This is a genomic window from Deltaproteobacteria bacterium (assembly GCA_011375175.1).
Lineage (GTDB): Bacteria > Desulfobacterota > GWC2-55-46 > GWC2-55-46 > DRME01 > DRME01.
In genome coordinates this window covers 1-14,902 of the sequence record DRME01000105.1, presented here as the reverse complement: position 1 = coordinate 14,902, position 14,902 = coordinate 1, and the positions used below count along the sequence as shown (strand labels likewise).

Annotated in this window: 8 protein-coding genes; 1 reads left to right on the top strand and 7 read right to left on the bottom strand. The window is 65.2% G+C overall.

All coding sequences use genetic code 11. The features are described 5' to 3' along the window. Positions 1–465 precede the first annotated feature (465 nt). The 3 genes from ENJ37_08880 to ENJ37_08870 form a co-directional block, all read right to left on the bottom strand. Positions 466–1,425 (bottom strand): tyrosine recombinase XerC, encoded by a 960-nt coding sequence (locus tag ENJ37_08880; GenBank protein ID HHL40608.1) that lies wholly within the window; start codon positions 1,423–1,425, stop codon positions 466–468. 10 nt (positions 1,426–1,435) lie between these two features. Beyond that, positions 1,436–2,161, bottom strand: coding sequence for a signal peptidase I (lepB, locus tag ENJ37_08875; GenBank protein ID HHL40607.1), 726 nt, complete (start codon positions 2,159–2,161; stop codon positions 1,436–1,438). Between the two features lie 113 nt (positions 2,162–2,274). Further along, positions 2,275–4,071, bottom strand: coding sequence for an elongation factor 4 (locus ENJ37_08870; GenBank protein ID HHL40606.1), 1,797 nt, complete (start codon positions 4,069–4,071; stop codon positions 2,275–2,277). Positions 4,072–4,304: 233 nt separating this feature from the next. Between ENJ37_08870 and ENJ37_08865 the strand changes: the two genes are divergently transcribed. Beyond that, positions 4,305–5,708, top strand: a complete 1,404-nt coding sequence (locus ENJ37_08865) for a diguanylate cyclase (GenBank protein ID HHL40605.1) — start codon at positions 4,305–4,307, stop codon at positions 5,706–5,708. Between the two features lie 64 nt (positions 5,709–5,772). Here the strand turns inward: ENJ37_08865 and ENJ37_08860 are convergent, their stop codons facing one another. The 4 genes from ENJ37_08860 to ENJ37_08845 all read right to left on the bottom strand — a co-directional run bounded on the left by ENJ37_08860 (position 5,773) and on the right by ENJ37_08845 (position 14,554). Then, positions 5,773–7,107 (bottom strand): hypothetical protein, encoded by a 1,335-nt coding sequence (locus ENJ37_08860; GenBank protein HHL40604.1) that lies wholly within the window; start codon positions 7,105–7,107, stop codon positions 5,773–5,775. A 352-nt stretch (positions 7,108–7,459) separates the two neighbouring features. Beyond that, a complete protein-coding gene (locus ENJ37_08855; GenBank protein HHL40603.1) occupies positions 7,460–10,138 on the bottom strand; it encodes a sensor histidine kinase in 2,679 nt (892 codons plus the stop codon). Positions 10,139–10,496: 358 nt separating this feature from the next. Next, complete coding sequence (locus tag ENJ37_08850) at positions 10,497–11,300, bottom strand: class I SAM-dependent methyltransferase (protein HHL40602.1); 804 nt, start codon at positions 11,298–11,300, stop codon at positions 10,497–10,499. Further along, positions 11,297–14,554 carry a hypothetical protein gene (locus ENJ37_08845; GenBank protein ID HHL40601.1) on the bottom strand — a complete coding sequence of 1,086 codons (3,258 nt, stop codon included), beginning with the start codon at positions 14,552–14,554 and terminating at the stop codon, positions 11,297–11,299. Before ENJ37_08845 ends, ENJ37_08850 begins: the two co-directional genes overlap by 4 nt. Positions 14,555–14,902: the final 348 nt, after the last annotated feature.

Sequence of the window (14,902 nt, the reverse complement as noted above, 5' to 3'; positions counted from 1 at the left end):
TTGCCAAGCAAAACAGGGGGAAACCAAGTCGTATTGAAAGTCTTTGAAGGGGGTCTGGGGGAAACTTTCTACAGAAAGTTTCCCCCAGGGTAATTAATCAGAGCTTCCTTAATTCCCTGCGGTTCATCCCGATTTTACAAGCAAAATCGGGATGAACCGCAGGGCGTTAAAAGTTTTTGGAGGGAGTCTGAGGGAACCGTGGGTCTGTGACCCTTTTACGAAAAGGTTCCCTCAGAGCCGCACCAACTGCCCGGGGGGCGGTCCTTTGGAGGTTCGGGCCGCGCCAGGCGGGATTTTTTACGCCTTTGCGGCCCGAACCTCCAAGGGACCGCCAAGCATCCGAATAATCCGAATAACATACGAGGGAGCCGCGGGGAGAAACGCGGGCCTGTGGCCCTTCTGCAGAAAGTTTCCCCCGGGGTGGTTAATCAGGGCTTCCCTGAAGAATTTCCCTCGAAGAGTCCGCTACTTTTTTCTCTTTTCCCCCGTCTCCCGGCGTATCTTCGCCCTGGGATGGGTCTCGTCGTATACGGCCATGAGCGAGCGCAGGCTCACCTTCGTGTACCGCTGTGTGGTGGAGAGGCTCTCGTGGCCGAGCATCTCCTGGATGGAGCGCAGGTCCACGCCCGCGTCGAGCAGGTGGGTTGCGAAGCTGTGGCGCAGCGAGTGGGGTGTGGGTCGCTTGTCGATGGCGCTCGCGAGCGCATGGCGGCGCACTATCCTCTGGACCGTCCGCGCCGAGAGCGGCCCTCCGTCCCGTCCCTCAAAGACGGGGTCGTCGGGGGCCGGGACGCGCCCTCCCCGCCCCGCCCTCGCATCAAGGTAGGCACGCAGCGCCTCGACGGCCGGGCGGCCGAGGAAGACCACGCGCTCCTTGCCGCCCTTGCCGCGCACCCTCATGGTCGCGCCGTCGAAGTCGGCGTCCCTTAAGCGAAGCCCCGTGAGCTCGCTCACCCTCATGCCCGTCGAGTAGAGAACCTCGAGCACGGCCCGGTCCCTTGCGGCATCGGCCTCTCCCCTCCCCCGCCGGCCTTTCGCTCCCCCCTTCCCGGCCGCCTCGACGAGCTCGGCCGCCTCCTCTACGGTAAGGACCGTTGGCAGGAAACGGCCGGACCTGGGAGAAGGCACGGCCTGCGCCGGGTTGCGCCGCACCAGGCCGCGCCGCTGAAGGAACCTGAAAAAGCTCCTGAGCGAGGAGAGCTTGCGCGCAATGCTCGACCTGGAGAGACGGCGGTGGAGCGCGGCGGCGAAGGCCCGCACGTCACGGTCGGACACGTCACGGATCCGCACCACGCTCTTCTCCTCCCTCGCCTCAAGGAAGGCCTCGAACTGGCGCAGGTCCCGCAGGTAGGAGCTCACGGTGTGGGCCGAGGCGTTGCGCTCCACGACGAGATACCTCCCGAACTCTTCGATGAGCTCCTTCACCGCAGGCCGGCTACCTTATTATCCTGCCTATCCTCGAAAAGCGCACCTTCTCGAATAGCGTCTTCGTGGAGTCCCAGGACCAGTAGATCATGAAGGCCCTGCCCTTTATGTCCTTCATGTCGACGAAGCCCCAGAAGCGGCTGTCGTAGCTGCGGTCCCGGTTGTCTCCCATGACGAAGACCTTGCCCTCGGGGACCCTTATGGGCCCGAAATTGTCGACCTTGTGCGTCTCCCAGGCGGTAGCACCCTTGTACACGCCGTAGGGGTCGTCCCAGGGCTCCCCATTAATGTATATCTTTTTGTCCCTTATTTCAACGGTGTCGCCCGGTATGCCGACAACGCGCTTTATGTAGTCCTTGTCGGGCTCGTGGGGGGGGCGGAAGACTATGACGTCGCCGCGCTCGATCTCGCCCCACAGGGGCTTGAGCTCGGTCGTGAAGAAGGGCATCGTAAGACCCAGGACGTTTATCATCGCCGGCTTCGGCACCTGGATGCCGTAGGAGAACTTGGAGACCAGTATGTGATCGCCTATGAGAAGCGTATCCTCCATCGAGCTGGACGGTATCTTGAAGGCCTGGACGACGAAGGTCCTTATGACTACGGCCAGCACAAGGGCGATTACTACGGCCTCTATGGTCTCGCGCGTCCAGCGGCCGGCCTTGCTCCCTCCCCTCCCGGCGCCGCCCGGCCTCTCCTCCTCTGCGCTCCTCTTCTCCACCGCCTGGTCTTCAGCCATAGTCAGCTCTCTCCATAGGTTCCCCCGCTCAAGAAGACTCTGTTCGCCCCGGGGTGAGACTCTCTGAAGAAGGGCCATAGGCCCCGCCTCTGCCCCGGCCTGCCGGCGCCCCCTCAGCCCACCTTCAGGGCGGCCAGGAAGGCTTCCTGCGGAAGCTCGACCCTGCCCACGCTCTTCATACGCTTCTTGCCCTCTTTCTGCTTTTCCAGAAGCTTTCTCTTGCGGGTTATGTCGCCGCCGTAACACTTGGCGGTCACGTTCTTTCGCAGCGCCTTGATCGTCTCGCGGGCTATGACCTTGCCGCCTATGGCGGCCTGTATGACGACCTCGAACATCTGGCGCGGTATGAGCTCCTTCATCTTCCTGGCGATGTCGCGGCCCCGGGGATAGGCCCTCGAGCGCGGCACGATGAGCGAGAGGGCGTCGACGGGCTCGCCGTTTATGAGTATGTCGAGTTTCACGAGGTCCGCCTCCCTGAAATCGGCGTACTCGTAGTCCATGGAGGCGTAACCCTTGGTCAGGGTCTTGAGCTTGTCGTAGAAGTCGAGGACCACCTCGTTCAAGGGGATCTCGTAGACGACCATCGCCCTGGTGGGGGTGATGTAGCTTATCTCCTTCTGGATGCCCCGTTTCTCCTCGCAGAGGCCGAGAACGGGGCCGAGGTACTCGGACGGGATGTGGATGGTCGCCAGTATGTAGGGCTCCTCGAGCCTTTCGATGTACTGGGGCGGGGGCAGGCTCGTGGGGTTGTCCACGTAGAGGACCTCGCCCCGCCTGGTGTGGACCCTGTAGGCCACCGTCGGCGCCGTGGTTATTATGTCGAGACCGTACTCCCTTTCAAGGCGCTCCTGGATTATCTCCATGTGGAAGAGGCCGAGAAAACCGCAGCGGAAGCCGAAGCCCAGGGCAAGCGACGTCTCCTGCTCGTAGGTGAAGGCCGAGTCGTTGAGGCTGAGCTTGACCATGGCGTCCTTCAGGTTCTCGTACTGGGCGGAGTCGACGGGGTAGAGGCCGCTGAAGACCATGGACTTGACGGCCTTGTAGCCGGGCAGGGGGCTTCGGGCCGGACGGTCGGCCCCGGTTATGGTGTCGCCCACCTTGGTGTCGCGCACCTGCTTTATGGCGGCCGTGAGAAAGCCCACCTCTCCCGGTCCCAGCGAATCGACCTCCGCCGGAGAAGGGGCGAAGACACCGACGCGGTCCACGTCGAAGCACTTGCCGGTGGCCATGAACTTTATGCGCATGCCCCTGGTCACCACACCGTCCACCACCCGCACCTGCACGACCACGCCCTGGTAGGAGTCGTACCAGCTGTCGAAGACGAGGGCCTTGAGGGGGGCGTCGCGCTCGCCGCGGGGCGGGGGGATCCTGCGCACGATGGCCTCGAGCACGTCCTTTATGCCGATGCCCTCCTTTGCGCTCACCAGCACGGCCTCGGAGGAGTCGAGCCCCAGTATCTCCTCGATCTCGAGCCTTACGCGCTCGGGGTCGGCCTGGGGCAGGTCTATCTTGTTGAGCACGGGGCATATTTCGAGCCCCACGTCCACGGCCGTGTAGAGGTGCGCAAGCGTCTGGGCCTCCACGCCCTGCGAGGCGTCGACCACGAGCAGCGCCCCCTCGCAGGCCGAGAGGCTGCGGCTCACCTCGTAGCTGAAGTCCACGTGTCCCGGCGTGTCTATGAGGTTGAGCACGTAGTCGACGCCGTCGTCGGCGCGGTAGCCCAGCCGCGCCGTCTGGGCCTTGATGGTCACCCCCCGCTCGCGCTCGAGATCCATCTTGTCCATGAACTGATCGACCATCTCCCGCTCGGTGACGGCGCCCGTGTACTCGAGCAGCCTGTCCGAGAGGGTGGACTTGCCGTGGTCGATATGGGCGATTATGGAGAAGTTGCGTATCCTGCTCTGTTCCATGAAAGGCGTAAAAGGGCGAAAGCCGGACCGCCAGTGGCGCACCGGGTCCCCGGCGTCGGTCACTGCGGCCTGTGTTGCGCGAAAGTCAATGGGATATTTTAAAAAAATCGAGGCCCCTTGTCAAAAGAAAAGGGGCTTGGCCGGGGCGCCGCCGCGGCGGCGCCCCGGCCCTCTCGACCGCTGAAATGTGAACAATGTTGGCTAAACACTAAAAATAGTATATAATATAACTAATGGAAAACCATATCGCCTCCACACCCGCAAGACGACCTCGCCGCGGGGAGCGGGGCGCCGCGCCCGATGGACGGGCGGGATCCGGACGAGGTGGAGCAGCAGAGGGCATGGCGTTGATGAAGAAAGACAAAAGCCGCATAATGATAGTCGACGACGACCGGGCGTTCGTCGACTCGCTCACCGAGCTGCTCACGGCCCTCGGCTACGTGGTATGCGCGGCCGTCTCCACCGGCGATGAGGCGATGGCGGCCGCAGGCGCCCACAGGCCCGACATCGTGCTCATGGACATAAGGCTGCGGGGCCCCGTGGACGGCATCGAGACGGCCGAGCAGATACGGACTGTACACGACATCCCCGTCGTCTACGTGACGGCCCACGCCGACGACGACCTGCTCGACCGCATAAAGGAGACCGAGCCCTTCGGCCTCCTCGTCAAGCCCTACGACGAAAAGGAGCTCCACTTCACGGTGGAGATGGCCCTTTACAAGCACGCCATGGAGCGACGGCTGCGCGAGAGCGAGCAGCGCCTCCACACGACGCTCCACTCCATAGGAGACGCCGTAATCGCCACCGACGCCGACGGCATCGTCACCTTCGCCAATCCCGTGGCCCGGCACCTTACGGGATGGATCGACGACGACCCCTGCGGCAGACCGGTGAGCGAGGTGCTCGACATAGCCGACGAGGACACGGGCAGGACCATCGAACTGCCGGTGGCGCGCATCGTGGAGGAGGGCAGGGCCGACCCCCTGCGAAGACACAGCCTCAGGACAAACGACGGCCGCACCATACCCATCGAGTACATCGTCACGGCCATAACCGGCGGCGGCAGGCCCACGGGCTCGGTCGTCGTCTTCAGGGACATCACCGAGCGCAGGCTCGCCGAGGAGCACCTGCAGTACGTGGCCCACTTCGACTCGCTCACGGGACTTCCAAACAGGATGCTCTTTTTCGACAGATTGAGCCACGGCATCGTGCAGGCCCGGCGCTACAACCACCTCCTCGCCCTTCTCTACATCGACCTCGACGCCTTCAAGAGGATAAACGACACCTACGGCCACGGCATAGGCGACAAGCTCCTCAAGGAGGTGGCCCGCCGCATATCGGAGTCGGTGCGCAAGGCCGACACCGTGGCGCGGCTCGGCGGCGACGAGTTCGCCGTCATACTGACCGAGATAACCGAGCCCCGCTTCGCCGCCGTGGCGGCCCGCAAGATCATCGACTCCATCTCCTCGCCAATTACCATCGACGAGAGCGGATACACCGTCACGACCAGCATAGGCATAAGCCTCTATCCCGTGAACGGCGGCAACCCGGAGGCCCTGCTCAAGAGCGCCGACGAGGCCATGTACGCCGCCAAGCGCGAAGGTCCCAACAACTTCCTCTTCAAGGGCGACGCCTGAGAAAAATCCCCTCCCCCTCGCCGATGAGCGCATAGACCGCCGGCACGGCGCGGCGGCCGCTCCTTCACTCCTTCCGGGCCATCTCGGCCCCGGTCTCGTCGAGGAGCACGCCCATGCTCTTTTTTAGCTCCAGCACCCTGAGCTCGCGCTCGTAGCGCGCCGCCATCAGCGCCGTCTCGGCCTCGGTCAGCGTGGCCTCGGCGTCCACCACGTCCACGCTGTCGGCGAGGCCGTAGGCGAACTGCTTGAACACCATCTCGTAGTTCTCCCTGGCGAAGGCGAGCTTCTTCTCATAGGACTCTATGACCGCCGCCGCGGCCTTGAGGTTGTTGTAGGCCACGCGCACCTGAAGCGCCACCTCGCGGGCCCTGTCGCGCCGCTGCGACTCGGCAGCCCTGAGCCTGCTGCGGGCCTGATCGAGCTCGGCCCTTCTCAACCCACCCTCGAATATGGGAAAACGCACGGTCACACCCGCATAGAGGACGTCGTTGAGCAGGAACGAGGTCTGCGGCGACTGGTCGCGCCTTGAGTAAACGCCGTCGATGCTCACCGACGGCAGGAAGTTGCCCTTGGCGTACTCGACCCCCTCGGCCGCTATGGCCTCGTCCATGCGCGCCCGCCTCATATCCAGCCTCTTTGCGAGCGCCACCTCGACGAGCTGCTCCTTTGGAAGCACCACCGGCGGCTGCTCCGGGGGCTCCGCCGCCTCGACCGGTCCGGCAAGGCCGGTGAGCCTTCGCAACAGCTCCATCGAGTCCTCGAACTCCAGGCGGGCCCTCGTCAGCTCGGCCGCCGCGTCGGCGGCCTCGGCCTCGGCCCTCAGGAGCTGGGCCTTCGTGGCCGTGCCCACCTCGAGCCTCGCGGCCGCCACGTCGCGGTGGGAGCGGGCCCTCCTCAGGGCCGCCTCCTTGATCTCCACGTTCCTGCCCGCCGCGAGCACGCCGTAGTAGGCGCGGGCCGTCTCTATGAGTATCTCCTCGCGCATCTCGTCCACACCGAGACGGTCCCTGGAGAGCCGCTTCTCCGCCTGCCTCAGAAGACTCCACTCCTTGCCGCCGTCGTAAAGCGACTGGCTCAGACGCACCTCGAAGCGTGTGCTCGACTCGGGCTGGAGGAGAAAGCCTCCGACGGTCTTCTTCTCGCTGTAGCGCGTGTAGCTCCCCTCGGCCGAGAGGGTGGGCAGGACCCTGGAGAAGGCCCTGTCTATCTCGCGTTCGCTCTGGACGACGGCCTCCCTGGCCACGTCCATGGCGTCGTGGTTGGCGAGGGCGAGCCTGTAGGCGTCGGCGAGAGTCAGCTCCTGCGCCGGCGCCGCGCCTGCAAGGCAGAGCACGAGGACAAGAGCCGCAAGCGGCGAAGCGGCGGCCCCGCTCCCGTCCCAAAGGTTTCGACCACTCATCGACGGCCTCCCTTCCTCATCCCTTTAATTACCCTGGGGGAACCTTTCTGTAGAAAGTTTCCCCCAGACCCCCTTCAAAGACTTTTAATACGAGTTGGTTTCCCCCTGTTTTGTCAAGCAAAACAGGGGGAAACCAACTCGCGTTAAAAGTTTTTGGAGGGAGTCTGAGGGAACCGTGGGTCTGTGACCCTTTTACAAAAAGGTTCCCTCAGTGCAATAAATCAGAGCTTCCTTAGTACTTACTGGTATCGGGGGTGGGTACATACCGTTCTCCGCACCGTGTCAAGAAGGCGTTGCGCCGGCGGGGGGCCCGGGCGAGCGCAGAGGGGAGGCGGGAAGCAGGGGCAGGGTGTCAGAGCTTGCCGGCGAGCTCCTTGAGGGCCGCCTCCAGGCTGTCGAGCTCCCCTTCGAGGCGGGAGAGCGCCCGGCGCGACGCGTCGATGTCGCCGGAGCGCGCCGCCTCCTCGAGCTCGAGGGCCGCAAGGCGCGCCTTCCCGGCGTCGAGGTTGCCGAGCGCGCCCTTGAGCGAGTGGGCCGCCTGGGCGGCGGCGGTGAGGTCCCCGGCGTGGAGCGACTCCTTCACGGTGGCCACGTCCTGGGGATAGCGCTCGCAGAAGGCCTCGGCCATCCTCTTGAGCAGGTCCCTGTCGCCGCCCACACGCCGCAGCAGCGCTTCGGTGTCGAGCGAGCCGCCGCGCTCCGCCTCGTTCCGTGCGGGAGGGGAGCCGCCCTCCTCGGCGTTGCGCCCCGCTATGCGACGGGCCATGTTGGCTATGACCCGCTGGAGTCCCTTGATGTCTATGGGCTTGGAGATGTAGTCGTCCATGCCGGCGTCGAGACAGCGCTCGCGGTCGCCCTTGAGGGCATGGGCCGTCATGGCCACTATGGGTATGTGATCGCCCGTAGCGCGCTCCCTGCGCCTTATGAGCTTTGTGGCCTGGAAACCGTCCATGTTGGGCATCTGGATGTCCATGAGCACCATGTCGAAGTCGTCGGTGTCGAGAAGCGAGACGGCCTTGAAGCCGTCGTCTGCGACGGTGACGTCGTGGCCCTCGCGCTCGAGCAGCGCCACGGCGAGCATCTGGTTCACCGGGTTGTCCTCGGCCAGCAGTATCTTGAGCGGTCTCTTCAAAGCCTGCGCTCCCTCTTCCATGGGGGCCTCCTCTTCCGCTTCCACCGCCTCGGCCGCACCCTCCCCCGTCTCGCCCGGGGGAGTCTCGGCGGCGGCCTCCTCGCCCTCGATGACGTCCACTATGGCGTCGTAGAGGCTCGACTGCTTCACGGGCTTGGGCAGGCGCTTGGAGATGCCCGCGGCCCGGCACTCCTCGGCGTCGGCCATGAGCGCCGAGGTGAGCATTATTATCCTCAGCCCCTCGGCAAGCCCCGGCTCTTCCCTGACGAGACGGGCCAGCGAAAAGCCGTCGATGTCGGGCATGGTCGCATCGAGCAGCATGATCTGGAAGGGCGAGCCCTCGGCCCTGGCCGCCTTGAGCGCATCGAGCGCGGCGGCGGCGCTGCCGACCGAAAGGGGACGCATCTTCCAGTTGCCTACCATCTCCTCGAGGATGCGCCTGTTGGTGGCGTTGTCGTCCACTATGAGCACGCGGATGTCGCCGTAGCCCGCCAGGCTCGCCTGCGCAGGCGTGATGCGCTCTCCGCTCTGCACCTTGAAACATGCGGTGAAGTGAAAGACGCTTCCGGGACCGCCGGCGGCCACGGGTCTTTCCCGCAGGGGGCTCTCGACCCATATGCGCCCGCCCATGAGCTCCACTATCTGGGCCGATATGGCGAGCCCCAGGCCCGTGCCCTCCTGGCGCTGCATGGCGGAGGTCGTGTCCTGCCAGAAGGGATCGAATATGCGCTCCTGCTTGGCCGCGGGCACGCCCGCGCCCGTGTCGGTCACGGTGAAATGGAGGGTCGTCTCGCCGTCCCCCTCGGTGAGCTTTTCCACGCGCACCACGACCTCACCCTCGTCGGTGAACTTGACGGCGTTGCCCGTCAGGTTGACGAGCACCTGGCGCAGCCGCCCCTTGTCGCCCACCAGCCGGTCCGGCACGTCGGGGAGGATGTGACAGGCCAGCTCCAGCGACTTCTCGTGGGCCTTGAGCGCGAGCGTGTCCATTATCTCGCCCATCGTGTCGCGCAGGTCGAAGGGGCCGAGGTCGAGCTCCAGCTTGCCGGCCTCTATCTTCGAGAAATCGAGTATGTCGTTTATGAGCGAGAGCAGCGAGTCGGCCGAGCTCTTGACCATCTTGAGATAGTCGCGCTGCCCCGGCGTCAGGTCCGTGTTGAGCGCCAGCTCGGTCATGCCGATTATGCCGTTCATGGGCGTGCGGATCTCGTGGCTCATGCTCGCCAGGAAATCGCTCTTGGCCCTGTTGGCCGCCTCGGCCATCTCCTTGTCTTTTTCCAGCGACGCGATCCATTCCTCCGCCTCACGCTCCCGCCGCCTGAGCTGGAAGAAGAGGTAGATCGCCGCCGTCACCCCCACGGCCGAGACGGCGGCGGCGGCCGTCATGACGGACTTGCTCCAGCGCACGCTCCTGGCGGCCACGAGCTCCTCTATGCGATCCACCGCCGCGTATATCTCCTTGACGCCCTCGAGAGCGCTCATCGAGGCGTCGAGCACCTTGGCGTCGTCATGGGGACGGTCGATCACCACCAGGAGCCTGCCTTCCACGCCCCGCCATGCGGTCCTGAGCCGCTCGAGCTCGGGCCTGAGAAAGGCCGGTGCGGGCGGCAGGACATCTTCGCCGCTGCGCCCGCCGTGCTCAAGCGCCGCCAGCGCGCCGTCGAACTCCCTCATATGCTCCCTGAGCATACGGCGAAGCCGCCCCTCCCCGTGACGGACGGAGACCGTCTCGACCTCGATGCGGTGGAGCGTGGAGCGCAACTCCCTTATGTAGCCGGCATACTCATCCCCGCCGGCCCTGCCCAGCACGTGGACATACAGGAGCGCAGGGGCGGCGACCACGGCCAGCAACACCACGACCAGAAGGAGATAGACCTTGTGCGCACCCTCTCTTCGCACGACGAAAAGCCCCCGTCCCTTTCAGAAGCCGTTATTGCCCTGGGGGAAACTTTCTGCAGAAGGGCCACAGGCCCACGTTTCCCCCAGACCCCTTCAAAGACTTTTAATTGCCCTGGGGGAAACTTTCTGTAGAAAGTTTCCCCCAGACCCCCTTCAAAGACTTTCAATACGAGTTGGTTTCCCCCTGTTTCGCCTGGCAAAACAGGGGAAACCAACTCGCGTTGAAAGTCTTGGAGGGAGTCTGAGGGAACCGTGGGTCTGTGACCCGTGGGTCTGTGACCCTTTACAAAAAGGTTCCCTCAGTGCGAACAATCGGAGTTTCCATTATAAGTATTGACGCTGGGGGCGTCAATGCAGATTATCGCCGGGCCTTCCGGCGGCCGTCCTCCCTGTCGGTGGACCAGTAGATCACGGCCGAGCGTTTATGGAATCGTGCGACGAGTCCGCCGTCGGCCTCTTCGAGCCGCCCCCTCAGGTAGCCGGCGAGCTTCCCGTCGTGCTCCTCGGTGACGATGCCCATGTACTCCTTCCAGAATTCGACGGCCTCGTCGAGGTCGTCGAAGGGCTGATCGAAGTCGTACTCGATTATCTCCACCCCCGCGCAGATGCCGAGCTCATGGAGGGCGCAGTAGGTGGCGAGGTAGTCGGTCCTCGGCGGGTAGGGTTTGTTGAATATGAGCGGATAGAGGTCCCTGTAGTAGAACTTGTCGGCCCCGGGACCGGCCGAGGCGATGAGAAAGACCATCCTGCGGGCGGCCCTGTCCACGGCCGGGAGGAAGTCGCCGCCGCCGCCGAGCAGCTCCGGCACGTTGGCGCAGACGATGACGTCGTAGCCGCCCGCGTCGATTTCCCCCCACGCCCCCCGGACGGTCTCAAGCCCGTCCAGCCCCCTGCGCTCCTTCTCCTCCACCAGTATCTCGTACATGGCCGGCGCCGGCTCGAGCGCCGTGACCTCGAATCCGGCCTCGGCGAGCGCAAGGCAGAGCGCGCCGCACCCCGCGCCCACGTCGAGCACCGACCAGCCCCTCTCCATCCTCGGCGCCATCACGCCGAGCGCGGCCTCGGCGAAGTCGGACCTCTCCATGCCTCGACGGTACCAGCGGGCCTTGAGCCTGTTCCAGAACCCCCTCGGCGTACCCCTCCCGCTCCCCGGCGAACTCACTTCCCCTCCTCCGCTTCCCTCTCCGGCCGGAAGGGCCTTATGGGCGCCTCGAGAAGCCTGCGGAATATGCCCAGCAACCCCTCGCCCAGGGCCTTCACCGGTATGGGCCTCACCTCTATCCCCTCGAAGGGACCCTTTATCTCGTAGTACATGCTTATGGTGCTCTTCTCCTTGCCGCCTATTATCCAGCCCGCTATGGGTATCTTGGTCACTATCTTGTCGATGGTGACGAAGGGGTGGAAGCCCAGCTTGGCGTCCACCGTCCTGCCGGCCAGGTCTATGCTCCCCACGGCCGACATGCGCATGGAGTCGCTCTCGAGCAGAAGGTCCTCGGTCCTTATCACGCCCCTTCTCACGGTGAAGCGCCCGCCCACCCTGTCGTAGGGCAGGCCCTCCTCGAAGAGTTTTTCTATGGAGACGATGTTGACGATGGAGAATATCTTGTTGAGAATGACGAACCTCCAGAGCCTGCCCCCCTCGCTCCTGAGCTCGAACGAGCCCTCCAGGCCCCTGACCGGCACCTCCTCCCACCGCTTTCCCGCAAGGTCGACGGCGCCGTCGAGCCTGCCGGAGAAGACGGGCTCCTTTGCCCCGAGCTCGGAGACGAGGGCCTCGAGGTCCACGCCCTCGAAGTGGAGCCTGCAGCCCCAGAGCCTCGGCTCCGAGGGGTCCCGGTAGTAGACGGCATCTCCCCGCACCGTTCCGCCGTGGAAACCGAAGGATAGCCCCTCGAGCCTCACCCGCTCCCTGTCGAGACTCACGTCCGCTGCAAGGTCCGTGAGCTCGCGCCCGCGCACAAGGGCGCTCCCTATCTCCACACGGCCCCGGCCCGTGACGCTCATCCCGGGGCCGCCTCCGGCGCCGACGAAGTCCGAGAAGTCGACGCGCGGCGAGCTGACGGTGAAGTCCACGACCTTCTTCTCGATATCGAGTATGTCGATCCTTCCCTTGAGCCGCGAGGAGCCTGCGGTCACGTTGTCGACCGTTACGGCGGCGCTCCTGCCGGAGAGCACGGCCCTGGCCTTTATCTCGCGCAGCGGCGCGGGCAGGGCGGGGCTGCGGTAGTAGCCGTCCCTGACCGAGACCTCGCCCTCCAGGGCCGGGGCCTCTCCCCTGCGGGACGAGACCTTGAGGCTAACGGCCGCCTCGCCTCCGGCGGCGAGGCCGAAACTCGGGGATAGGCTCTCGAGGTCCGCGGCCGTCACCTTGCCGGAGTTCACGTCCAGCTCGTATGACGAGAGGTCGGCCGCAACGGTGCCGCCGACGGTCACCACCGACTCGCCGAAGGCCGCTGCCGCCCTCTCGATGACCACGCCGTCGTCCCTGACCACCGCCTCGGCCGTGAGCGAAAGGGGGCTTGACGCCGCCTTGCGCACGAACCCCGGGATCTCCAGCGACGCAGCCGTCAGGTCGGCTACCGGTCTTACGCGAAGGGCGCCGAACCTCCCGTCGACACGCATGGAGAAGGGGATCGGCCCGTCGAGCTCCACGGGCACATCTCTTTTCATCTTCAGAAGCCTTACGACCTCTCCGCCCGAGAGCTCGCCCGATATGTCCATGTCCACGTCCGGCCTGCCCTCGAGGTAGCCGCTTATCTCGCCGCTCACGGTGAGTTCCGTCCTCTCAAGCCCCCCTCTCAGGCCCTCGATGACGATCCTCTCGTTGTCGAAGCTCACCTCGCCGCTTGCCGGCCTCACGGGGAAGACGACCCCAGCGTATCCGGGCGTAAAGTCCTTCACCATGACGCGGCCTTTGTAGCGCACGGGGCGGGCGCCTCCGCCCTCGATACGCATCTTCAGGGCGAAGTCGCCGTCGGCCGTGAGACCCGAGACCCACGGCCTGTGGCCGAAGACGCGGGCCAGCTCGGCCACCGTCTCGTCGGCCGCGAGCCGGGCGTCGACGTCGACCCTGAAAGAACCGGGGCCGAGAGGGCCGGAGAAGACGCCGTCCAGGTCCCTGAGCCTGGAGCGGCCGTAGCCGGCCGAGAAGTCCTTGACGAAGAGGGTCCCGCCCTTGAAGGAGACGGCGCCGCCGGCGTCGGTCACCGCCGCCGAGAGCCTGCCGTGGCGCAGGACGACACCGGAGACGACGGTGTCCACGAAGAGCGAGTCGAGAAAGCTTCCGTCCCTTACGGCCGCGAAGGTCGTCTCCAGGTCCAGGCTGCGGACCGTCACCGTCCCCGCCGTAAGCTCCGCCTCCTTCCAGGGCCCGCCGGTCCGCCCGGCAAGCCCCTCTCCATCGATGCGCGCAAGGAGTGGCTTGAGGGCGAAGGGGCCGCCCTCGGCCTCGACCGCGAGACGTCCCTTCGCTCCGAAGCCGTCCATGGAGAGACGGCCCCGAAGCTCGCCGCCCCCGATCTCCACGGTCGCCTCCCTCACCCAGAGCCTCGAACGGCCGCCGCTCCATAGGAACTCCACCGCCGCGCGGCCGCCGCCCGAGCGCAGCGGCCCCTTCAGTCCCGGCACCGCCACGGCCGCGCCGCTGTAGCCGACCGTGCCCTTTATGAGCAGCCTCCGGCGCTCCAGGTTGTAGGTCCCCTCGACCTCCACCGCGCCCTCGGGACGCAGCCAGGGGACGCGCCTGCTCAGAAGCGGCGCCAGGTGCCTCACGGCCACGCCCTCGGCCCGGAGCGCCCCCGCCGCGCTCCACCCCTCCTCCTCTTCGAGCCTCACGTCCCCGGAGAGCTCCATCCGCCCCCCGCCCTCGAGGTCGGCCTCGGCCCTGAAGGCCAGTCCGCTCTCGCCGGGATAGATGCGTCCGTTGAGCCCCGTGAGCACCAGGGGCTTCACAAAGCCGGCCGGCTCGTCGACGAGCCCCAGCCTGCACCCCTTCAGACGGACGAAGCCGAGCGTCACGTCGAAGAGCCGCTCCCTGAATATCTCGGCTATGTTCACCCGTCCGTCGGCAAGGCGCTTCAACAAGAGGTCCCCGCCTTCCACATCGAGGCTCTTTATAACGGCCCTGCGCCACAGCAGCGGCACGAGCTCCACGTTGACCCTCAGGGCCTTCGTCCCGATCACGACCCCCGAATCGTCGCTTATCCTCAGCCCCCGAAGCCGTATCTGCGGCACCGGCAGGACCTTTAGCGTTATGGAGTCCATCTCGATGCGGCCGTTGATGCGCGACTCGATGGCCGCCTCAACGGCCGCCCGCTCGGAGCTCAGGTCGATGGAGACGAAAAAGAGCGAAAAAAAGAGCAGCGCCGCAAGGGCCGTCGCCGCAAGGGCCGCTCTCTTTCCCATCCCTCTCTTCACAGCCGTCATTCCTCTCTTCCGGCCAGTCCTGCGGATATCGTCGTGTCGATGCTTTCTGCGCAAGGGCGGCGGAAGTCTCCCCGGCCCCCTGTACGCCGCGGCGCGCAGCGCCCTCCTTGCGTGGCGGCCCCGATGGCCGCATCTCTTCCCTGGAGAAGGGGCGCGGGAGCTGAGAGCGGCTCACGGAGAAAGGACGGCGGGTCTAAGGAAACTCTGATTTATTGCACTGAGGGAACCTTTTTGTAAAAAGGTTCCCTCAGACTCCCTCCAAAAACTTTTAACGCCCTGCGGATCATCCCGATTTTGCAAGCAAAATCGGGATGATCCGCAGGGAATTAAAAGTCTTTG